17 protein-coding genes are annotated in these 22978 nt (G+C 59.4%); 5 read left to right on the forward strand and 12 right to left on the reverse strand.

From position 1 onward, the window contains the following. Positions 1-52: 52 nt before the first annotated feature. Together BLW36_RS13270 and purU are read right to left on the reverse strand one after the other, a co-directional pair. Complete coding sequence (locus tag BLW36_RS13270) at positions 53-1696, reverse strand: PQQ-dependent sugar dehydrogenase (protein WP_091389466.1); 1644 nt, start codon at positions 1694-1696, stop codon at positions 53-55. Positions 1697-1891: 195 nt separating this feature from the next. After that, positions 1892-2728 carry a formyltetrahydrofolate deformylase gene (purU, locus tag BLW36_RS13275; RefSeq protein ID WP_091389470.1) on the reverse strand — a complete coding sequence of 279 codons (837 nt, stop codon included), beginning with the start codon at positions 2726-2728 and terminating at the stop codon, positions 1892-1894. Positions 2729-2821: 93 nt separating this feature from the next. Here purU and pepQ point away from each other — a divergent pair, with 93 nt between their 5' ends. Beyond that, positions 2822-4132, forward strand: coding sequence for a Xaa-Pro dipeptidase (gene pepQ, locus BLW36_RS13280; protein WP_091389473.1), 1311 nt, complete (start codon positions 2822-2824; stop codon positions 4130-4132). Between the two features lie 282 nt (positions 4133-4414). Next, positions 4415-6460, forward strand: a complete 2046-nt coding sequence (locus BLW36_RS13285) for an amidohydrolase family protein (RefSeq protein ID WP_091389476.1) — start codon at positions 4415-4417, stop codon at positions 6458-6460. Positions 6461-6571: 111 nt separating this feature from the next. Here the strand turns inward: BLW36_RS13285 and metE are convergent, their stop codons facing one another. Beyond that, positions 6572-8821, reverse strand: coding sequence for a 5-methyltetrahydropteroyltriglutamate--homocysteine S-methyltransferase (metE, locus tag BLW36_RS13290; protein ID WP_091389479.1), 2250 nt, complete (start codon positions 8819-8821; stop codon positions 6572-6574). Positions 8822-8953: 132 nt separating this feature from the next. On the opposite strand from metE, the gene BLW36_RS13295 reads away from it, so the two are divergent. Next, complete coding sequence (locus BLW36_RS13295) at positions 8954-9871, forward strand: LysR family transcriptional regulator (RefSeq protein WP_091389483.1); 918 nt, start codon at positions 8954-8956, stop codon at positions 9869-9871. Positions 9872-10074: 203 nt separating this feature from the next. Continuing rightward, on the forward strand, positions 10075-10623 hold the full coding sequence (locus tag BLW36_RS13305; RefSeq protein WP_091389490.1) for a cytochrome b: 549 nt from the start codon (positions 10075-10077) through the stop codon (positions 10621-10623). A 164-nt stretch (positions 10624-10787) separates the two neighbouring features. On the opposite strand, the gene BLW36_RS13310 is transcribed toward BLW36_RS13305, so the two are convergent. The 5 genes from BLW36_RS13310 to rfbB all read right to left on the reverse strand — a co-directional run bounded on the left by BLW36_RS13310 (position 10788) and on the right by rfbB (position 16306). After that, a complete protein-coding gene (locus BLW36_RS13310; RefSeq protein ID WP_091389493.1) occupies positions 10788-12551 on the reverse strand; it encodes a DEAD/DEAH box helicase in 1764 nt (587 codons plus the stop codon). A gap of 299 nt (positions 12552-12850) precedes the next feature. After that, positions 12851-13792 carry a dTDP-4-dehydrorhamnose reductase gene (gene rfbD / locus BLW36_RS13315; RefSeq protein ID WP_211567206.1) on the reverse strand — a complete coding sequence of 314 codons (942 nt, stop codon included), beginning with the start codon at positions 13790-13792 and terminating at the stop codon, positions 12851-12853. Further along, positions 13789-14349 carry a dTDP-4-dehydrorhamnose 3,5-epimerase gene (gene rfbC / locus BLW36_RS13320; protein WP_091389498.1) on the reverse strand — a complete coding sequence of 187 codons (561 nt, stop codon included), beginning with the start codon at positions 14347-14349 and terminating at the stop codon, positions 13789-13791. Before rfbC ends, rfbD begins: the two co-directional genes overlap by 4 nt. 8 nt (positions 14350-14357) lie before the next feature. Continuing rightward, entirely contained in the window at positions 14358-15224 is an 867-nt protein-coding gene (gene rfbA, locus BLW36_RS13325) for a glucose-1-phosphate thymidylyltransferase RfbA (RefSeq protein ID WP_091389501.1), read from the reverse strand. After that, positions 15224-16306 carry a dTDP-glucose 4,6-dehydratase gene (gene rfbB, locus BLW36_RS13330; RefSeq protein ID WP_091389504.1) on the reverse strand — a complete coding sequence of 361 codons (1083 nt, stop codon included), beginning with the start codon at positions 16304-16306 and terminating at the stop codon, positions 15224-15226. The genes rfbA and rfbB overlap by 1 nt, the downstream gene beginning before the upstream one ends. Before the next feature lie 382 nt (positions 16307-16688). On the opposite strand from rfbB, the gene BLW36_RS17215 reads away from it, so the two are divergent. Continuing rightward, the gene (locus BLW36_RS17215; protein ID WP_139304893.1) at positions 16689-16883 is read left to right on the forward strand and encodes a hypothetical protein; all 195 of its coding nucleotides are present in this window, start codon (positions 16689-16691) and stop codon (positions 16881-16883) included. On the opposite strand, the gene BLW36_RS13335 is transcribed toward BLW36_RS17215, so the two are convergent. The 4 genes from BLW36_RS13335 to BLW36_RS13350 form a co-directional block, all read right to left on the reverse strand. Then, the gene (locus tag BLW36_RS13335; RefSeq protein ID WP_091389506.1) at positions 16864-18780 is read right to left on the reverse strand and encodes an acyltransferase family protein; all 1917 of its coding nucleotides are present in this window, start codon (positions 18778-18780) and stop codon (positions 16864-16866) included. The genes BLW36_RS17215 and BLW36_RS13335 overlap by 20 nt on opposite strands. Before the next feature lie 411 nt (positions 18781-19191). Then, positions 19192-19971, reverse strand: a complete 780-nt coding sequence (locus BLW36_RS13340; protein WP_139304894.1) for a hypothetical protein — start codon at positions 19969-19971, stop codon at positions 19192-19194. Continuing rightward, positions 19949-20704 carry a tyrosine-protein phosphatase gene (locus BLW36_RS13345; protein WP_091389511.1) on the reverse strand — a complete coding sequence of 252 codons (756 nt, stop codon included), beginning with the start codon at positions 20702-20704 and terminating at the stop codon, positions 19949-19951. Before BLW36_RS13345 ends, BLW36_RS13340 begins: the two co-directional genes overlap by 23 nt. After that, complete coding sequence (locus BLW36_RS13350; protein ID WP_091389514.1) at positions 20701-22971, reverse strand: GumC family protein; 2271 nt, start codon at positions 22969-22971, stop codon at positions 20701-20703. The genes BLW36_RS13345 and BLW36_RS13350 overlap by 4 nt, the downstream gene beginning before the upstream one ends. Positions 22972-22978: the final 7 nt, after the last annotated feature.

Raw genomic sequence — 22978 nt, forward strand, 5'->3', positions numbered from 1 at the left:
CCTCTCAGTTCTAGTTACCGCCTATCGCTACCAGCACCGGTCAGCTGCGGCGTTATTGTTCCTTAAGATATTGAATAAGCAGCCTGCGCTGCTGTGGATCCTCGATGCCGGCAAATGTCATGCTGTTACCCGGCGCAAAGGACTTGGGATCGGCAAGAAAGCGATCCAGGTTTTCCTCGCTCCACCGCCCGTCAACCGCACGCAAAGCCGGGCTGTACCGAAAATCTTCTGCTCCCGCGATGGGTCTGTTAAATACCTGTGCCAGATTTGGACCGATATGGTGACCCTCCCCGCGCTGGTTGCTATGACAGGCGCCGCAAGCCATCCACAGAGTACGAGCCTGCTGGCTGATATCCATCTCTCCGGGTTCTGCCTCAGCTGCAGGTTCGACGCGAATAAACACACCGCTATCCGTCATTAGCAGCAAGGTACCGTCGGCGGCCTGGGCAAGATCCCGCAGGCGATCACCTATCGCGATCCGCTCCATACCGATGATATCCGTTCCTCGGGCCTCCAGGCGAATCAGCGAACGGCCGCCGAGACTGGCCATTATCAAGTCATCGCCCCAGCGCGTAAACCGGGAGCCGTTCAATCGAATCAGGTTTGAAGCACCTACCGACCTCGCCCATATGTACGCAGGATCCGTGTAATCGCCGTGCTCGTGCCAGTCGGCGCCCGGCGGATAGTCATAGCCGGCGTACAGGGTGCCGTAGCTCACACGGGGCCAGCCATAATTGGCTCCCGCGCGAAGGACATTCAGTTCGTCACCACCGCGCGGCCCGTGCTCCGAGGACCACCAATTGCCGAACTGATCCCTGGTCAGGCCCTGCGGATTGCGGTGCCCCATAGTGAACAGAGTCGCTTCGCCGGTGTGGCGATTCACGAGCCAGGATTTTCCGTAAGAGGCGGCGGGATCCTGTACCAGATCCGGGTTATGCAGCCCCTCCATGTAGTGGTCACCGATGGTCACCAGTAATTGATCCGCGTCGTACTGCGCAATACGCCCGCCGGCCTGTAGCAGGGTGTCGTCCACCCCAAGCCGATTGACGCTCGCGTCAAGCTTCAGGCAGGGCTGGCTTTCAAACAGGGTCTGCCACTCGTGTTCGGGAACATCCGCAAAGGCGTTCTCGGCAATGCGAATGCCCGACAACCTGAAAACCGCGCACGCTTCCTGTTCTTTCCAGAAGTGATGGCTGGCGTAGATATAGAACCCATCGTCGGCCTTCAGCGTGTAAATATCCTTGACCCCGAAATGCAATGGGATCCGGGGATGACGTTCAGTTACCGGATGCTGCAGAAAGATTTCCTTTTTCACCGGCACGCGATAAGGAAGTTTCTTCACCGAGAAACTGTCCGGCCAATTCAATTCGGCATAACTGAGTTCGCCGTTCCTTTTGGCGATCAGATAACCGTTGCCCAGCGGGGTAAAACCAACATTGTCGCCAGGATTTTTCGGCATCACTTCCAGGCTAGTGAGAGACAACTCCAGAAGGCTGCTTTCAAGAAAGGTCTGATTGCTCCGCTGCCCACGAAACTTGCTCAATACGGTGCGGATCATGGTTTCCGTAGCATTTATGGGCTCGAAGAGTGGCTGAATGCGCAATTTCCCGGCCAGCCCCCCGACCAAAAAAGCAGCGGCCAACATGGCCAGAGCTAACACTGTGGCTGCGCATATCAGGTAGAAGTTCCGTTTCATTCCATTGACTCCCGATTACAAGCAATAAATTCTTCATCCAATCAGGCTGAAGCGATAGTGCGGATCGACTACAAACTTCAGTCCTGAACGATTACAGCATTTCCCCACTTGTTGCTGGATCCCGGCAATCAAAGCCGGAAAATCGGCGGCTTAGTGCGGACAGCGCCAATATCCCTGCGCGCAGTGTTTTCCAGGCTACTTGAACACCACAGTCTTGTTGCCGTGAATAAAAACCCGCTCCTGCAATACCAGTTGCAGGGCGCGGCTGAGAACCGACTTCTCCACGTCGCGCCCGGCCGCAGCCATCGCCTCGGCGGAGTAAGCATGGTCCACATGGATAACATCCTGCTCGATGATCGGCCCCTCATCGAGGTCATCGGTGACAAAATGTGCGGTGGCACCGATGATCTTCACGCCGCGCTCGTAGGCCTGCTGATAGGGCTTGGCGCCGATAAATGCGGGCAGGAACGAATGGTGAATATTGATGATACGGCCGCGATAACGGGCCACGAATTCCGGCGTCAGCACGCGCATGTACTTGGCCAGCACCAGATAGTCCGGCGCGTAATCATCCACCAGTGCCATGACCTGCTCTTCGTGCTGCGCCCGCTGCAACCCCTCCGCCGGCAAGCAGTGGAACGGGATATCGAACTTCTCCACCAGGGCGCCGAGATCCGGGTGATTGCCAATCACCGCGGCGATCTCCACGTCCAGTGCGCCGGCGTAGCATTTCATCAGGATATCGCCGAGGCAGTGGGGCTCGCGGGTGACCATCAGCACCAGCCGCTTGCGCCCGCTGGCCACCAGGCGGCGCTCGGCACCCGCCGGCAGGGCCATATCCAGGTCTTCCAGCAGCGTGGCATCGTTGAAGATGCCCTCCAGCGCGGTGCGCATGAAGAAGCGCCCCTGCGCGCGGTCGACGAACTCGTCGTTCTTGATGATGTTGAGCTGGTGCTTGTAACAGATGTTGGTGATCTTGGCGATCAAACCCTTGGCATCCGGGCAGTCCGTCAGCAGTATCTTCTTTTGCATGGTCAAAATTCAGGCCAAATATCCGGACTCCAGACTATACACTATGCCGGATAGTCGATTCACACACTGTCGATTCACACAATAAGGGCAACCATGGACAAGAACCTCTACGCCGACCATATCGCCACCCTGCGCAGCCGCTACGACGACATCATGGAGCAGTGCGGTTTCGACACCCTGAACGTATTCAGCGGCGCGCCCAAGGTGCAGTTCCTGGACGACAACTACTATCCATTCAAGGTCAACCCGCAGTTCAAGGCGCTGGTGCCGGTCACCGACAACCCGCACAGCTGGGTCATCTACCGCCGCGGCCAGAAGCCGAAACTGCTGTTCTACCGCCCGGTGGATTTCTGGCACTATGTGCCGCCGGCTCCCCAGACCTTCTGGAGCGACCACTACGATATCGAGCTGCTGAGCAAGCCGGCGGATGCCAAGGAATTCCTCAGCGCCGAAAACGCCGCCTTCCTCGGCGAGACCGCCGGTCTCGAAGACTGGCCCATCGGCACCCCCAACCCGCAAGAGCTGCTGGAGCGCCTGCACTGGGCCCGCGCCTACAAGACACCCTATGAATTCGCCTGCCTGCGCGAGGCCAACCGCATCGCGGTGAAGGCCCACCGCGCCGCCGAAGCGGCCTTCCGCAGTGGCGCCAGCGAGTTCGAGATCAACCTCGCCTACCTGCAGGCCGCCGGTCAGGGCGAGAACCGTATGCCCTATGGCAATATCGTCGCCCTGAACGAGCACGCGGCGATTCTGCACTACACCCACCTGTCGGAGCAGCGGCTGCCGGAAGCGGAGCTGAAGACCTTCCTGATCGACGCCGGCGCCGACTGCAACGGCTACTGCGCCGACATCACCCGCACCTACGCCTACCGCGACGGCGAGTTCGCCGAGCTGGTGGCGGCCATGGATCAGAAGGAACAGGAACTGGTCGCCGGCCTGAAGCCGGGCCTGCCCTACCCGGACCTGCATCGCGAGTGCCACCACAAGGTCGGTCAACTGCTGAACCAGTTCGGCGTTATCAAGACTTCCGCCGAAAGCGCGGTGGAATCCGGCCTGACCGGCACCTTTATGCCCCACGGCCTCGGCCACTTCCTCGGCCTGCAGGTGCACGATGTCGGCGGTCACCAGACCGCGCCGCAGGGGGGGGTCACCCCGCCGCCGGCGGAATACCCGTTCCTGCGCACCAGCCGCACCATCGAGGAAAACCAGGTCTTTACCATCGAGCCGGGACTCTATTTCATCGACAGCCTGCTGGCCGAGCTGAAAGATTCGGAGCTGGCGACGGAAGTGAACTGGGACAAGGTGGACGCCTTCCGTCCGTTCGGCGGCGTGCGCATCGAGGACAACGTGATTGTGCATAAGGACCGCATCGAGAACATGACCCGCGACTGCTACGCCCAATAATTCTCGATTGGATACCGGAGCGGGTAACACCGCTCCTTCCGCCCTTCTCGCCCCTCCCTCACAACAAATTCAAACCGATGCCGCACACTCCGGTCTCGCCGCTTCCCCACTTAAAACAAAACCGCCGTACCATCTTGTCGCCGACGGACAAGCGCAACATCAGTTCAGTCAAAATTTTTGGCGCGCAGATTTTCTCTGTGAGCGCGTGTCACGTATTTCTATTGCCGAGCCGATAAAAAATAATCAATCTGGAGGGGACAAAACCAACAAAAAGGACTCCAGATGAAGATCTCTACGCTTCCTGTGGTACTTATGGCAATGCTGTTCTCTGCCGCAAGCCAGCTGCACGCGGAAACCATCGAATATGTTTTCTACGACAAAGAGGGTGTCGCGGGTACAGAGGTAATCGAACAGGACGGCAACAAGGTTGCCGGCAAGCTGCAGTTGGGCTGGAACAACCGGCGCCTGAATTTGACGGAAACCTTTACCATCGGCGCCGCCGCGATGCCGAATGATTTGCATATCGAGGGCATCAGCCCCTTCGGCGCGCCGGTGGATGAAAAGTTCTCTATCCAGGATGGCGTGGCCAGCTGGAGCAGCACCGACGAACGCGGCAACGCAAAATCCTCCGGCCCCCAGTTCTATATTCCGAAAAATTCCACGCTGGCGGTGCAGGCCCAACTGGTCAAATCGCTGCTCGCGGATGAGGACAGGACGGTCAGCCTGCTGCCCCAGGGGCAGGCACAGCTGCGCCAGCTCGACACCGTGACCCTGCGTCAGGGCGAGCAAGAGCAGACAGTAATTCTCTACGGCATCAGCGGGCTCTCGTTTACCCCGCAGTTCGCCTGGTACGACGAACAGGGCAACCTGTTCGCGTCCGACGAAGGGGGCTGGTTTGCCATCCTGCGCAAGGGCTGGGACAAGTCGCATCTGGACAGCCTGAAGGAGCGGCAGATTCACGCTGCCGACACCTACCTGCAGGAACTCGCCAGCGAACAAACGCATAAGTCCGCCAAGCCGATTCTGATCAGCAACGTCAACCTGGTCGACGTCGAGGCGGGCAAGCTGCTGGAGAAACGTCATGTGCTGATCAGCGGCGGCAAGATCGCCCGTATCAGCACCGCCCCGATCGGCCTCGCCGGCGCCACCCGTATCAACGGGCGCGGCATGACCCTGATCCCCGGGCTCTGGGATATGCACGGCCACCTGTCGCCCGCCGACGGCGCGCTCAATATGGCCGCCGGCATCATCAACGTGCGCGATATCGGCAACACCCATGAAAACATCATGCGCGTTACCGAGCTGTTCGAATCCGACAAGGTGATCGGCGGCGATGTGTTCCGCGCAGGCTTTATGGATCGCGACAGCGAAAATGCGATGCGCATGGGCAAGACCGCCAAGAGCCTCGAGCACGCCAAGGAGATCGTCGACTGGTACGCGGAACGCGGCTACCAGCAGATCAAGACCTACAGCTCGATGGAGCCCGAGTGGATAGCGCCGCTGGCGAAACATATTCACAGCAAGGGGCTGCGCCTGTCCGGCCACATCCCCGCGTTTATGACCGCGGAACAAGCCGTGGATGCGGGCTTCGACGAGATACAGCATATCAACATGCTGTTCCTGAACTTTATGGGGCCGATCGATACGCGCAAGAAACTGCGCTTTACCGAAGTGGGCGAGCATGCGCACGAACTGGACCTGGACAGCGAGGAGGTTTCCGCGTTCCTGGACAAGCTCGCCCGCAAGGGCACGGTGGTCGATACCACCACCACCGTGTTCAGCTCCATGCTGCTGCGCGAGCCCGGCAAGCTGGATCCGGAGTTTGCCAATATCGCCGACCACCTGCCGGTGAATGTGCGCCGGCAATTTATCGGTGCGGAGCTGGACGTGAAACCACAACACCGCGACGACTATGACCTGTCCGCCGAAGCGCTGCTGAAGATGGTGCGCAAGCTGCATGAGCACAAGGTACCGATGGTCGCCGGTACCGATGGCATCCCCGGCTTTACGCTGCTGCGCGAGCTGGAACTCTACGCCAAGGCGGGTATCCCCAACGCCGATGTCCTGCGCACCGCCACCGTGGTACCGGCCCGCATTGTCGGCGCACTGAATCACAGCGGCACCATCGATGTCGGCAAGGACGCGGACCTGGTTTTACTGGACGGCAACCCGCTCGAGGATATCAGCGCACTGCGCCGCACCGCGCTGGTGATCGAGGGACAGAACTTGTATCGACCGGATGAACTGTACCGCGCGCTCGGCATCAAGCCGTTCCACGAGTCGGTTCCGTTCAAACTGAATGGCTCCACGACCGTAGCCGCCAAGTAGCTTTTGGGCGACGCCCCGCCTCCCTTCAAAACACTCGTCGTGCCGGCGCAGGCCGGCACCCAGTGGAAACTGGATCCCGGCCTACGCCGGGATGACGAGAGTGCTTTGAGATCAGGCCAGCTCCGCACGCACCGTGCGCGCAGCCTCCACCATATTCAGCAGCGATGTTCCCACCTCGGCCCAGCTGCGGGTCTTGAGTCCGCAGTCCGGGTTGACCCACAACTTCTCCAGCGGGATAACCTCGGCTATCTTGCGCAGCCGCGCCACCAGCTCCAGCCGCTCCGGCACATTCGGTGAATGGATATCATAGATGCCCGGACCCATCTCGTTCGGGTAGCCACCGTTCTTGCCCGCCCTCTCACCTTGCGAAAAGACGCGCAGCAACTGCAGATCCGAACGCGCCGATTCAATCGTAATCACATCCGCATCCAGCGCGACGATCGCATCCATGATCGCATTGAAGTTGCTGTAACACATATGCGTGTGGATCTGCGTCTCCGCTTTCACCTGGCTGCAGGTATAGCGGAAACAGGCTACCGCCCAGTCGAAGTAGCCCTGGTGCTCCGCCTGCCGCAGCGGTACGCCCTCGCGCAGGGCCGGCTCGTCGATCTGGATAATGCCGATCCCGGCCGCTTCCAGATCCAGCACTTCCCGACGCAACGCCTTGGCAATCTGCAGGCAGCTCTCGCTGCGGGGAATATCCTCGCGCGGGAAAGACCAGTTCAGTATCGTCACCGGCCCGGTGAGCATGCCCTTCACCGGTTTACTGGTCAGGCTCTGCGCGTAGCGGCTCCACTCCACCGTCATCGGCTGCGGGCGGGAGATATCGCCGAAGATGATCGGCGGCTTCACGCAGCGGGAGCCGTAGCTCTGCACCCAGCCGTTGCCGGTGTGCACGAAGCCGTCCAGCTGCTCGCCGAAATACTCCACCATATCGTTGCGCTCCGCCTCGCCGTGCACCAGCACGTCCAGGCCGATAATCTCCTGGCGGCGGATCGCCTCGGCAATTTCCGCACGCAGGTGATCGAGGTAATCCTGTTCACTGATCTCACCAGAGCGGAACTGCCTGCGCACCTGGCGCAACAGGTCCGTTTGCGGGAAAGAGCCGATCGTGGTGGTCGGCAGCAGCGGCAGCTGCCAGCGATTGCGCTGCAGTGGCGCGCGCTCCGTGTAGGATTGCGGGCGCCAGGTATCTTGCAATTCCGCTATGACCGCTTTGTCTGTCAACGGAGAATCCGCAGCCGTGTCAGCGGTCGCGATATCCCCAAGCAGCAGCGCCTGTAATTGCTGCAGCTCGGCCAGCTTCTGGCGGCTGTAGGCGAGCTTCTGCAGCTGCACCGCCGGCAGTTTGGTTTCCGTATCCAGATCCACCGGGCAGTGCAGCAGCGAGCAGCTGGCGGAGAGCCACAGCCGCTCGCCCAGCTGATCCGCCCGCGGCTTCAGTTCGCGCTGCCACCTGGCCAGGTCCGCGCGCCAGACGTTGCGGCCATTCAGCACGCCGACGGACAGCACCTGCTCTTGCCGCAGTGCTGCCACCGCCGCCGGCAATTCCTCTGGTGCGCGCACGCAGTCGATATGCACACCATCTACCGGCAGGTCGAAGGCCAGCGGCAGGTTTTCCCGCAGCGGCGAAAAATAGGTGGCGAGCAGCAACTTCAGCGATGGGGCTGCCGCACGGATACCGCGGTAAGTATCGGCGAAGGCGTCGCGCCACTCAGATGGCAGGTCCAGGCCGAGGATGGGTTCGTCGATCTGTACCCATTCCACCCCGGTATCCGCCAGCTGCTGCAGCAGCTGTTCGTAGCAGGGCAGCAGCTGCGGCAACAGCGCCAGCGCTTCGCCCTGCGCACGTCCCAGCCACAGGTACGTGAGTGGCCCGATCACCACCGGCTTGGGGCTGTGGCCCAGAGCCTGCGCCTCGCGCACTTCGTCCAGCAGCCAGTCACTGTCCAGCGCGAACTGCTGCTCGGCCGCGAATTCCGGCACCAGGTAGTGGTAATTGGTATCGAACCATTTCGTCATCGCACTGGCGGCTACCGGTTCGCCGGACGGCGCGCGGCCGCGAGCAACGCGAAAATACTGGTCGAGCTTGTTGTCCGCCGCGCCCTGCCGGAAGCGGGCCGGCACCGCGCCGAATAGCAGTGTGTGATTGAGCACCTGGTCGTACCAGGCGAAATCGCCGACTGTCACCAGGTCCAGGCCGGCGTCGCGCTGCGCCTGCCAGTTGCCGCGGCGGATCTCCGCCCCCACCGCCAGCAGTTCCTGCTGGGAGATTTCCCCACGCCAATAGGCCTCCTGGGCCTTTTTCAGTTCGCGGCCGGCGCCGATGCGCGGGTAACCGAGGATATGAGTCTGAGCCATCTGTAATTCCCCAATGCATTCCTTGTTCACCCACCCCCCATGGGTGGAATCCGAAATCGGGGTTGATTCTGCGGGCACGCTGTTATTCAATCAATTTCATATTTTTTGCCAGAAACATGAATATTTCTAAAGATGATTGAATTGCGGCATTTAAGGGCCCTGACGATATTGCGCGAAACCGGCAGCATGGTGCGTGCCGCCGAGCGCCTGCACCTGACCCAGTCCGCCCTGTCCCACCTGTTCCGGGAGATGGAGGAGCGCCACGGGCAGCCGCTGTTCGTGCGCAAGTCGCGCCCGCTGCGCTTTACCAGCGCCGGCCTGCGGCTGCTGCAGCTGGCGGACGAGGTGCTGCCGCGTGTGGCGGTGGCCCAGCGTGACCTGGCGCGGCTGGCCTCCGGCCAGGCCGGCCGCCTGAATATCGCCATCGAGTGTCACAGCTGCTACCAATGGCTGATGCCGACGCTGGACAAGTACCGGGACGACTGGCCGGAGGTGGAGCTGGACCTGTCCAGCGGCTTCCACTTCGCGCCGCTGCCGGCGCTGGTGCGCGGCGACCTGGATCTGGTGGTCACGTCCAACCCGGATCCGGAACAGAAAGGCATCCACTACCAGCCGCTGTTCGGTTTCGAAATGGTGCTGGCCATCAGCCGCAAACACTCGCTTGCCGACAAACGCTGGGTGAAACCGGAAGACCTCACCGACGAAGTGCAGATCACTTACCCGGTCGAACGCGAGCGGCTGGATGTCTTCCAGCACTTCCTCGATCCGGCCGGTGTCGAGCCCGCCGACGTGCGCACCGCCGAGCTGACGGTGATGATGGTGCAGCTGGCGGCCAGCGGCCGCGGTGTCTGCGCGCTGCCGAACTGGGCCTTACATGAATACCTTCAGAAAGGATTTGTTGCGCAGCTGCGCCTGGGCGAAAAAGGATTGTGGAGCACACTCTACGCCGCCGTACGGGAGGAAATGCTGGAGCAGGCGTATGTGGAGGATTTTCTGCAGACAGCGCGGGATACCTGCTTCGCCAATCTGAACGGTATTCGCGCAGTTTAATCACTCACTCGTCATGCCGGCGCAAGCCGGCATCCAGGCTGCTCGGAACTTCATGTGGATTCCGGCCTGCGCCGGAATGACGAAGGTGAGAATGAGAAATTGTATGAGCGGCCCATGGCCGCAACAGGCCGCAACGATTTTTTCCCACATCCCGCAGTAAAAACTGGATAAGATAAGCCACAAAGAAAAGAGGGAGATTCGGCATGAGCGAACGAGTGGAAAAATGGCATCCCGTCAGCAAAGGGCTGCACTGGCTGGTGGCCATCCTGATTCTGTGCGCCTGGGCATCCGTGGAATTACACGAGCTCTACGAGAAAGGCGAGCCGATGCGGGAGTGGTGGGAGTACCTGCATTTTTCCATCGGCTTCACCGTTTTGCTGCTGGCCATGCTGCGACTCTACTGGCGCGCAACCCACCCGCGCCCGAAACTCTACGGCAGCCGCTGGCAGCGGCCGGTATCGCTGCTGGTAGAGGCCCTGCTCTACGTCGCCATGTTTGGCATGCCGCTGACCGGGCTGGCGATGCGGCAGTTTGCCGGCAAGGAAACCCCGCTGTTCTGGCTGTTCAACCTGCCGTCGTTTGTCGAAAAAAATATCGATGTCGCCAAGCAGATCGCCTTTGTGCACAAGGAACTGCTGTGGAACGCGTTGCTGGCACTGCTGGTACTGCACATCTGCGGTGCGCTCTGGCACCACTTCGTCACGCGCGATGACACGCTGCGGCATATGCTGCCGTGGGTGAAGAGCAGCTGATTGCTGCGGAGTAAATTTAGGCGGGGCGATCCAGAGGCCCCGCAACAAGAAATCGTCATACCGGCGCAGGCCGGTATCCAGAATCGCCACCGGAGCACTGAATTCCGGCTTTCGCCGGAATGACGACAGAGCATAAAAAAACGGGCCACTGGCCCGTTTTTTTGTTACTGCTGCGGCTTGCGTTTTCTCGGCTTGGCGACCGGTTTACCGCGCGGCTTGCCACCGCCGCCCTGCTCGGCGAATTTGGAAATTTTCATTTCCCGGCCGGACACACGCACTTTCTTCAGGTGCTGGAAGATCTCCTTCGGCATCCCCTCCGGCAGATCCACGGTGGTGTAATCCGGATAGATCTCGATGCGGCCGATATAGGAGCTCTCCAGATCCACCTCGTTGGCGATCGCGCCAACGATGTTGCCCGGGCGCACGCCGTGCTCGCGGCCAACTTCGATGCGGAAACGCTCCATGCCCTCGTCCGGCGGCGGCATCTTCTTGTCCTTCTCGTAACCGCCCTTCTTGCGGCCGCGGCCCTCGAAGTCGTCATCGCGCTCGCGGCGCTCGCGCCGACCGTCTCTGTCGCGCTCCGCCCGCGGCTTGCGTTCCACTTCCTTGACCAGCAGCGGCTGGTCGCCCTGGGCCATCGCAGCCAGTGCGGCGGCGACGTCGAGCGGATCGGCCTCAGTCTGCGCCAGGTATTCCTCAACCAGCTGGCGGTACGGCGCCAGATCGGTGCCGCCTTCCATCGTGCCGGTGATGCGCTCGCGGAAACGCTGCATACGCGCGCTGTTCACCTGGGCGGCGCTGGGTAGTTCCAGCTGTTCGATCGGCTTCTTGGTGGCCTTCTCGATGATGCGCAGCATGCGGCGCTCGCGTGGCGCCACGAACAGGATCGCATCGCCCTCGCGGCCGGCACGGCCGGTGCGGCCGATACGGTGGATATAGGCTTCGGTATCGTAGGGAATGTCGTAGTTGATCACGTGGCTGATGCGCTTCACATCCAGGCCGCGCGCCGCCACATCGGTGGCGACGACGATATCCAGCTTGCCGTTCTTCAGCTTGTCGATCACCTGCTCGCGCAGGTTCTGCGCCATATCGCCGTTCAGCGCAGAGCTGGCAAAGCCGCGTGCGGCCAGCTTATCTGCCAGCTCCACGGTGGTGTTCTTGGTGCGCACGAAGATGATGGTCGCATCCACCGGCTCCGCTTCCAGGATGCGGGTCAGCGCATCCAGCTTGTGCAGGCCGCCCACCGGCCAGTAGCGCTGGCGGATGGTCTCGGCGGTCTCGGTCTTGACCTTGATCTTCACTTCCACCGGATCTTCCAGGTGGTCGCGGGCGATGCGCGCGATTTCCTTCGGCATGGTGGCGGAGAAGAGCGCGATCTGGCGCTCCTCCGGAATCTGCTCCAGTACCCACTGCACGTCGTCGATAAAGCCCATGCGCAGCATTTCGTCGGCTTCGTCCAGCACCAGCGTCTTCAGGTTGGACAGGTCCAGTGAGCCGCGGCGCATATGGTCCATGACCCGGCCGGGCGTACCCACCACCAGCTGCACGCCGCGTTTCAGCTGCTGCATCTGGCCGCGGTAGTCGGCACCGCCGTAGATCGGCGCCACATGGAAGCCCTTCAGGTTGGCGGCATAAGACTGGCAGGCCTCGGCCACCTGGATCGCCAGCTCGCGGGTCGGCGCCAGCACCAGCGCCTGCGGGCGACGGTCTTTCAGGTCCAGCTGCGCCAGCATCGGCAGCGCGAAGGCGGCGGTCTTGCCGGTGCCGGTCTGCGCCTGGCCCAGCACGTCGCGGCCCTCTAACAGGGAAGGAATGGTCTGTGCCTGAATCGGCGAAGGCGTCTCGTAACCCAGCTTCTGGACTGCGGTAAGGATGTCGGACGGCAGGCCCAGCTGGTCAAAGCCAACGGGATTGGGGGTATCGGTCATTTCGGAGTTCACTTGATTTTACAAAGGGGCCGTGCGGGAGCCATGTGCCCATCGGGCTAACCATAGCTCACCGTCAAATATTGCTGGGCGTGGAGAAGAGCCCAGTAATAGCACCCGCTATCTCAAGCTCGTTCAACGCAGTACAGGGGCCTGTGGCGAGGAGGTCTGTAACCCAAATTGGCTGATGTCCCGTTTCGGGGGCCCTGTGTGGCCGGGGACAAAAGGCCGCGCAGTCTAACAGGTTCGGCCAGACATAACAGTATATTTTTTAACCAAAACGCAGGGGTCGCCGCACTGAACTACTTCACCGTGACTGGCCGCTCACCACCGCGGGTTACCTCCTGAGCTGCCGCCCTCACCGCCCCCGCAAGGTCGGCACAGACCCGCTCGAGGCCCCGCCGCCAGCTGGGAATTGGCGTCTCCAGCAGCGTCTCCAGCTTGCTACAGTCCAGCACCGAATAGGCAGGCCTTGCGGCGACAAAGGGATATTCAGCGCTGGTGATTTCGTGCAGCTGTGGTTGCTGTTCCAGCAGCCCGCAGACGACAGCCTGCGCCATCACGGCCTGCGCGAAGTCATACCAGCTGCAGGGTTCAGCGTTGCTGCAATGATAAGTCCCCCAGGGCAGCTGCCAGTCGCGTTGATAGCGCTCGACCAGATGACCAATGATAACGGCGAGATCTCCGGCATAGCTGGGGCAACCGACCTGATCCCCCACCACGCTCAACTCGCTTCGCTGTTCGCCCAGACGGATCATCGTCTTCACAAAATTGTTGCCGTGCGCGCTGAACACCCAGCTGGTTCGCAACAGTATGTGCCGCCGGTTATACAGGCGCAGCAACTGCTCGCCCTGCAGTTTGCTGTGCCCGTATTTGTTCAACGGGCATACGGCGCTGGTCTCGCGATACGGCCTGGCGGCACGGCCATCAAATACGTAGTCCGTGGAAATATGGATAGTGGGGATCCGCAAAGCGGCACAGGCGGATGCCAGCCTGCCGACACTGACACCGTTGACCAGCCCTGCCAGCTGCGGCTCCGATTCGGCCCTGTCGACAGCGGTATAGGCGCAGGCATTGACCACCAGCTGCGGGCGCAGGCGCTCCACGGCGAGCGCAACCGTTTCCGGCTTGCTGAAATCCACCTGGTTTCTACTGGGCGCCAGCAACTCCCAGCCCGCCTGCTGGAAAACTTTCCGGCATTCCGTGCCGAGCTGGCCGGTAGCGCCAAACAATAGAATCTTCACGACAGGGATTCTTCCCGAATCCGGCTGACGTACTGTGCCAGTGTTGGCAAGACGGCGTCTTTATCCGACAGAATGGGGGTTTCCAGCTGCCAGTCGATCGCCAACTGCGGATCGTTCCATACTATCCCGGAGTTGTCGCCCGGGTCGTAATATTCGGTGCACTTGTACTCCACGTCGGCGATCGCCGACAGTACCGCGAAGCCATGTGCATAGCCGGGCGGGATCCACAGCTGCCGTTGATTGTCATCACTCAGAACACACGCTTCGTGACACCCGAAAGTGGGCGAGTCAGGATCTATATCCACTGCCACATCCAGGATCCGCCCACGCGCGACGCGCACGAGTTTCCCCTGCGGTTTTTCCTGCTGGAAATGCAAGCCTCGCAGTACACCGCATATCGAGCGAGAATGGTTGTCCTGCACGAAACTGACATCGATTCCCAGCTCGGCGCGATAGCGCTCGGCCTGAAACGTCTCCAAAAAAAATCCGCGGCTATCACCAAATAATTTTGGCTCAACAAGCAGTACGCCAGGCAGGCAAGTCTCGGTGATTTTCATTAATCAACTCAATATTCCAGAAGATCCAACAAGTATTCGCCATAACCACTCTTGAGCAGCGTGCCCGCCAGTGTCTGCAACTGCTGCTTGTCGATCCATCCCTTACGCCAGGCCACCTCTTCCGGGCAGGCGACTTTCAGGCTCTGGCGTTGCTCGATGGTCTGCACAAACTGGCTGGCCGCAAGCAGAGAATCGTGTGTACCCGTATCCAGCCACGCCGCACCGCGGCTCAACACTTCAACATTGAGTTCACCAGCTTCCAGGTAAAAGCGGTTCAAATCGGTAATTTCCAGCTCACCGCGCGAAGAGGGTTTCACCTCCCTGGCCAGGTCCACAACTTTTTCATCGTAAAAGTAGAGGCCGGTCACCGCGTAGCGGGATTTTGGATGTATCGGTTTCTCGACAATGTCGCAGGCCCGCCCCGACTCGTCGAAAGACACTACACCAAACCGCTGCGGGTCTTTCACCGGATAGGCAAAGATGGTGGCGCCGCGATGATTCTGCGCCGCGCGCTCCAGGGCCGGTGTCAGGCCCTGACCGAAAAACAGGTTGTCCCCCAGAATCAGCGCGCAGGCCTCGCCATTGATAAACTGCTCGCCGATCAAAAAGGCCTGTGCCAGGCCATCCGGGGAAGACTGCACCGCATACTGTAGGTTCATCCCCCACTGGCTGCCGTCACCGAGCATCTGCGAAAACCGCGGGGTATCTTCCGGGGTGGAGATAATCAGCACTTCGTGGATACCCGCCAGCATCAGTGTTGTCAGCGGGTAGTAAATCATCGGTTTGTCATAGACCGGCAACAACTGCTTGCATACGCCACCGGTTATCGGCAGCAGCCGGGTGCCACTACCGCCGGCCAGAATGATTCCCTTCATCAGTGCACCTCCTGCACGGCGCTATCCTGCGGCAGGCCCAGACGTTCGCCGAAGTAAGAGCCGTGCCCCACTGAGTGATGCCAGTCGCTGTTGTCGAGGTACCAGGCAACCGTCTTGTACAGGCCTGACTCGAAATTTTCCTGGGGCTCCCAGCCAAGCTCCCGCGCGATCTTGCGGGCGTCGATGGCATAGCGTCGATCATGCCCCGGCCGGTCCTGCACGAAACACAGCAGGTTTTCGTAGCGACCCACACCTGCCGGTTTATGCGGCGCCAGCGTCTCCAGAATGTCACAGATGGCTTTCACCACGTCGATGTTCTTGCGTTCGCAGGCAGCGCCTATGTTGTAGGTTTCGCCCACGCGCCCATGGGTCAGCACTCGATACAGGGCCCTCGCGTGGTCTTCCACATAGAGCCAGTCCCGCACCTGACAGCCATTGCCATAGACCCGCAGCGGCTTGCCGGCCAACGCATTGAGGATCGTCAGCGGAATCAGCTTTTCCGGGAACTGATAAGGCCCGTAATTGTTGGAGCAATTGGTGATGAGTGTCGGCAAGCCGTAGGTGCGGTACCAGGCCCGCACCAGGTGATCGCTGCCGGCCTTGCTGGCGGAATAGGGTGAACTCGGCGCATAGGCTGTTTTTTCTGTGAAATAGCCGCGCGCGCCAAGATCACCGAATACCTCGTCGGTGGAGATGTGCAGAAAACGGAAGCGATCGCGCGCCGTTGCGGGCAGGCAATTCCAGTAGTGGCGCGCCGCCTCAAGAAGATTGCAGGTGCCGACCACATTTGTCGTGATGAAATCACCGGGGCTGTCTATGGATCGGTCCACGTGGGTTTCCGCCGCCAGATGCAGCACTGCCTCCGGACGGAATGACTCGAACAGCTGTTCCAAACCGTCTTTATCACGAATATCCGTGCGCCTGAACAGGTAGCGGCCATCCGCAACCGGCGGAATCGATGCGAGACTACCGGCATAGGTAAGGGCATCGATATTCAGAACGACATGGCTGGTCTGCTTCAGCAGAAAACGAACAACGGCGCTCCCGATAAATCCGGCGCCACCTGTAACCATTATTCTCATGGGCAAAGTTCCATAAATCACCGAATCACCGCGACCGAGGCAAAAAAGGTCGCCTAACTTGGTGCCGCGTATTTATGTGGTGCCTTTCTGTATAGCCCGAACAAACAAACTGCGCCTCCATAAGGGAAAAAGTAATGTTGGTACCGGTGCCGAGCTCGGAACTTTCTGATTCCAAATCTTTGACTTGGACTCAGTCACGGCGGGCAGTCGGCGAATCTGTGACGCAGAAAGTCACAGCTCTAAGACCAGTGGTTTGGAATGCTTTCACGAAGAGGAATCAGATGTCGAGCCCATAAGGAATGAGTAGATCAGGCGCAGGGCAAATCAATACCAGTGATTTTCCTGCGAGAACTGCAGTTCGAGCCTTCTATGGTTCCGGCACATGAATGATCCCGAAGATCCCCCAGTGGATGCGCCGGGACACATGGCCATCAAATGGACCTTCAGCAAGATCGCCACTTTCAATCGCCGTGAGTACAGCCCGACTGAATGGTTCGAGCTTGCCCATCAAGACTGTCATGGTTGGGATGGCAGGCACTGCCCGAAACTACTTGATATCACTTTCCAGCGGACTTGAAGAGAATTTGGGCATGGCCGTCATACGCCGCAAGGAGCCTTTCGCCAAATACGTGCATTCCGTATTCACTTAAATGCTCTGCATCGACGAGCATCAGATTGTCATTCTGGATGGCGGCACAATTAGCTTTACCGCCCTCCCCACAGAATAATTTAACGGTATCTATAACCTGCACCCCAGGGAGCTTTCCAAGTTTATCCATCGAGGTATTAAATGCGTCATAAGATGAAAAATCCGGAACTATCTTGGAGACACTTTCCGGGCCATAAAAAGCGTAAATGGAGTCTAATCGACGAAACTCGGGCATAGGGGAAAATATGAATATATTCTCGTAATGAGCCCCCCAGAAGTCTACGACTCGCTTGATATAATCAGCGCTCAATTCCTCGCCTTCAAAACGATGTGCCAACATTATCGTTTGCACACCCCTACTCTCACTTTCCGCAATAACCTTGTCGAAAAGCGGAATGCAATAATCAACTTCCTTATAATACGCTTCTGAAAGCAATGCACACCCGGCACCACCCACCTGAAAAATATCGTAACCCATGGAGCGAATAGCCGCCGCCTTGTCTGCGGAATGCGAGTCACCAAATACTGCGACCCCAGCCATATGGGGCTTACCTAATTCGCTGCCATCGCAATCCCAATTAGAGATAAATACATCAATTCTTTTTACTTCACTGACCGGATTGAAATGACATTCTCCTGCCCTTATCGCTTCAAATCTCTTCGTTGCCAGGGCCCGGATTTCTGTCCATCTCGCAAACTGATCGCCCGACATCCTGCCGGAAACACCTCCAGCAAGGTGTCCATATAGGCCAAAAGAGGCGAAGACAACGGAACACGTCCCTGCCATTGCAAAAATTACAGACCGAGAGGAAAGCACAGGAATGGTTTTGACCCTGAAAGGCCTCTCGATATAACGCCATGTCAAGTACGCCAGCAGTATTGTGGCTATCGCAAGAAAGGCCATCAATTGCGCCGACGGCTCATTGATGCTCCCTAAACGAGCAAACGCAAATAGAGGCTGGTGCCACAAATAGGCACTAAAGCTAATCAGGCCGATTCCGACCAGCCACCTGGCAGACAGAATCTTCGCAGTGAATGTTGATGGCGCACCAAACAGGATGATCAGGACTGACCCAACAACTGGGGTCAACGTATAGGCGGACGGAAAAGGAATCGACTCGTCATATGCGAATACCGCAAACAGAATCAGGCCCAGGCCAAGGGCAGATAGAATTGAGCTTTCTCTTTTCTTATCAATCAAGATAAACGCGCAAATAGCGCCAACTCCCAGCTCCCAGGCCCTGGTTGGAAGGAGATAGAAGTTGGCCCTGGGGTGATATCTGGCCCCATATTCGCACAAAAGGAAACTCAATATCGACAACGCAGCAATCAGGATAAAAATGCGATTGCGGCCAAAGCGCCACAACAGCAATAAGGCAATGGGAAAGAAGATATAGAATTGCTCTTCCACCGCCAGGCTCCAGGTATGGAGCATCGGATTCTCTTCAGCTGCCGGGGCGAAATAGTTCGACTTTTGCCAAAAGACGATATTGGAAGAGAAAAAGACAATGGCAATCAGGTACTGGGAAAAGTCCTGAAATTCCTGCACATTCATCAACACCCATGCTGCAGGAATACACCATAGCAATACAAAAAATAGTGCGGGCAATATCCGCCGCGCTCTACGCTCGTAGAACTGCGCAATGGAAAATCTACCCTCATCAATTTCCCGGATTAGAATCGTGGAGATCAAATAACCACTGATTACAAAAAATACGTCAACCCCAACATACCCGCCGGAAAACCATGCAAACCCGGCATGAAATAGAATGACAGGAAGAACCGCAACAGCCCGCAACCCGTCAATTTCTCGCCTGTAATTCATTTTTCCCACCGAAGTCGCGTACTGTCGCCGCGCAAGCGGGAAGCGCACCGGAACCGCAATGGCCGATCTACAGCAGCAAGTCTCACCACGGCACGACCGAAGAATCCCGTGCCGCCAGCAACCATTATTCTCATGAAATAAATTCCGGAGCTCACTGAAACACCGCGGCTATAGCTAACAGGCGCCCAAATTGTCGCCGCGCACCTATGTGGTGCCTTTCTGTATAGCCTTAACAAACTAAATACGCTTATCGGAAACCCAAACTGGCGTGGTGACTCGTGCCGCGTTGAAAACCTGTTGGCGCATGGGATTACCAACATGATTCGGAGAGAGAGGGGAGATTCGAGCGGGGGAATAACTTCAGACGGCAGCAGGCATCAGCAGGAAAGAAACAAACTACGCCAACATCGATCAATTGTTGGTGGAAAGTCCCTGATTATCGCAGAACGACAGCGACGGTTTGGGTTCCGGCGCCTGTGCCAGCAGATCGCAGGCGGTGGATTCCTGGCGGTATTGCTGTGTCAGTTCCTGCATCTGGCCGCGGCTGCGGTGGTCCTGCAGGCCGCGCAGCAAGTGGCGCTGTAACAGCGGGCTGTCATGCTGCCCCGAGGCAAAAGCGGCACGGACGATCGCCGCGTGTACCGCCGGGGTATAGGGGCCGAGCCGGTCGGCCCGCTCCATCAACCCGCCGAGTTCGCCGTCCAGCTGCTGCAGATTGAGCTTTACATTGATCATTTCCGCTATCGAATCGGGCCACAGCGGGCGCAGGGCGGCGGCACGGCGGTAGAGGTCCAGTGCGGCGCCGTAATCCGCAGCTGCGGCATCACCGCCGGTTGAAAAGGCGCGCCATTCCAGCAGGCGCCCCTTCAGCGACAGCTGATAGGGATTGTCCTGGTGCAGCGCGATGGCGCGGTCGATGGCGGTCAGCGCGTTTTGCATGGCTTCAGGAGAGGAGACTTTGCCGCTCTGCTGCCAGCGCATGAGATCGTTCTCTACCCGGATCACCTGCAGGTGGGCAAGGCCCAGCGAGCCCGCGTGTACCGACAGGCCGCACAGCACAACCAGCAGCAGCGCAGTCACTGCCAGCCGGGCAGGCGAGGTCTTCGCATACCAGGCCTTGTACCAGGGGGTGCAGCGAGTACGGCGCCCGTGTCGGTGTCGATGTCGCTTAGGCGCGGCTTCGGTATTCATCGTTCTCAATCACAAAATGGCTGGCGGCGATGCGCCCCGGGATCTGGCGCACCAGCTCCCAGGATTTCGATTCGCCGACAACCGCTTCCGCGGCGCGGCGGCCTTTTTCCAGTACCGGCGGGCGGCGCACTTCGTGGTGCGCGTCGGTGGCGAGAATCGTCACCAGCTCCCGTTCCAGCAACTGGCGCGCGCGCTGCATCGGCCCCTCGCCGAAATCGCCGGCCACGGCGCCGGCAGTTACCTGAAACAGGCAACCCAGGCGCGCCAGCGGCAGCACCTTGTTGAAATCCCGCAGCACATCCTTGTTGCGCTCCGGATGTGCGATCATCGGGCGAATCTTCTGCGTCTGCAGCCAGCGAATCAATTGCTCGACACCGGGGGGAATATGGCTGTGGGGCAGCTCCAGCAGCAGTACCCGATCGCCTTGCCAGCTGCCCAGGAACGGCACCTGCCGGCCGGCCACCATAGTGAGAATTTCTTCCGACAGGCGGATTTCTGCCGCCATACCCAGTTGCAGCGGAATATCGGCGCGCTCCAGTTCCGTCTTGAACGCGGTGAACACTTCGGTAATAGAGGCGAGGGAGTTTTCGTAGCGGCCGGGGTGGATATGCGGCGTGGCCACACAGTGGGTGATGCCGTCAGCCACCGCCATCCGGGCCAGGCGCAGGGCCTGGTCCAGATCGCGGGCACCATCGTCGATGCCCGGCAGTAGGTGGCAGTGCAGATCGATCATGCAACTTCCAGATCTTTTGCAGCTGCCCCCTTCTTGGACTGAGCCTGGGCTGCGGCAGCGTGATCCTGTTCCGTCCGGTCGCCGTAGCTATAGTCGCCGGCATAGCCGTAATACTCGCCGTAGTAGCTGGCCTTGGAATCGGTATCCACCTGGTTCAGCACCACACCATCCAGTTTGGCGCCGACCTGCAGCAGGCGGCCGATACCGTTGGTGATCATCTTCTGGCGCGTGCTGTCGGCCTTGACCACATACAGCATCGAATCGGCAACACGGGAGACGATCAGCGCATCACTAACTACTTGTGCGGGCGCGGTATCGATAATCACCCGATCGTATTTGTCCATTAGTACCTGCAATGCCTTGGCAAAGCGCGGCGAAGAGAGCAGCTCCTGCGGATTCGGTGGCACGGCACCGGCCGGCATTACATCGAGACCGCTCTTCTCGTCGGAATAAACACACTCCGCCAGGGTATTGCTACCGGCAATCAGGTTGGACAGGCCCGGGTGATAAACCGGCAGATCGAAATCCTTGCCCACGGACGGACGGCGCATATCGGCGTCGATCAGAATGACCTTTTCCATCTGCGCCAGCGCGAAGCCGAGGTTTTCCGCCACGGTGGTCTTGCCCTCGCCGGGCACAGACGAAGTCACGGAAATCACCTTGGCCGGCTTCTCCAGATGGGACAGCACCAGGCTGGTCCGCAGTGTGCGCACCGCTTCAGAGAAACTGTGCTGACTGCTCTCGAAGAAGGTCGCCAGGCTCAGGCGCTGTTCCTTGTCGTGTTTCACCCAGGGCAGCAGGCCGATCATGCGCTGGCCCAGTTTGTTCTCGACGTCTTCCGGGTTGCGGATGCCATCGTTCAGCGCTTCCATCAGGAAGGCCAGCATCACACCGAACATCGCACTGACCACCAGCGCCAGCGCCACGATCAGTTTCTTCTTCGGTTTGGCCGGCACGCGCGGCGGCGTCGCCGGGTCGGTCAGGCGCGCGTTGGCCGCCTCGAAATCCGAGGTCTCGCTGGTTTCCTTGAAACGGGTCAGGAAGGCGTTGTACAGCTGGCGGTTCACATCCACTTCCCGCTTCAGCTCGTTGTAGCGGGTTTCCTTGCGGGAGATATGCTGGTATTCGTTCTTGGCCTGGGCCAGTTCACGCTCCAGGGCGCGCTCGTTGGACTTGATCGCATCGTAATCGTTCTGGATACCGGCAACCAGCTGGCGCACTTCGCTGCGCAGCTTGCTGTGTACGGATTCCAGCTGGTCGCGGGCGGCGATCATTTTCGGGTGTTTCGGGCCGTAGCGGCGCGCCAGTTCGGAGACCTTGCGCTGCGCCTCTATTTCCGCCTGCTTAACGTTCTGAATCACCTGATGGTTCAGGACTTCCGGCAGGTTGGCCAGCGCATTGATATCGTTACCGCGCGTCTGCACCAGCTGGTAAATGCTCTCCGCCTGCTTCACTTCCTTGCGCGCCTGCATCAGCTGGGTGGTGATTTCATTCAGTTCCTGCGCCGCCAGCCCCTGCACACCTTTTACATCCACCAGCCCTTCGGATTCCTGGAACGCCTGCAGCTCTGCCTCGGAGGCCTCCAGCTTCACGCGCAGGCCGTCGAGGCGGCTGTTCAGCCAGGAAGTCGCCTGCTGGGTCATCTCCAGCTTGGCTTCCAGGTGGCTCTCGATAAACACTTCCGCCACGGTATTGGCCACCTGCGCAGCCAGCTCCGGGGATTCGGACTCGAAGGTGATTTTCACCAGCTGGGTATTGCGCACCGGGGAAACCGTCAGATTTGCGCTCACGGCACTGGTAACACTTTCAAGCTTACGCTCGGCCAACTCTTCTTCGCTCAGTGGTTCCTGCTGTGGCAGGAACGGCAGCCAGCTTTTTACTTCATCTTTCAGCGACGGCTCTTGTTGTTCGGGGTCGAACAACCGGTGGCTTGTCAGCTCCAGGCGCTCGACCACCCGCTCGGCGATCTTGCGGGACTTGAGGATTTCGAACTGGGTCAGGAAGTATTCCTTGCGGCTGGAATCCAGCCCGTACACTTCCTCGATGGACAGGGCCTTGGCCTGCTCCGCCTCGATCATCAGCGTGGCAGTGGCCTGGTAGCGGGGTGTCATGGAGAACACCACCATCGCGGTCAGCATCGCAACGGCAACGGACAGCGCCGCGATGCGCCATTTGAATCGATCGACAATGCGCCAGTACTGGCGCAGGTCGATAACTTCTTCCTGAAGTAAACGCTCCTGATTGATGGAGTTAATTTGCGCGTTCATTGTTTAC

Source organism: Microbulbifer marinus, from assembly GCF_900107725.1.
Classification (GTDB): Bacteria; Pseudomonadota; Gammaproteobacteria; order Pseudomonadales; family Cellvibrionaceae; genus Microbulbifer; species Microbulbifer marinus.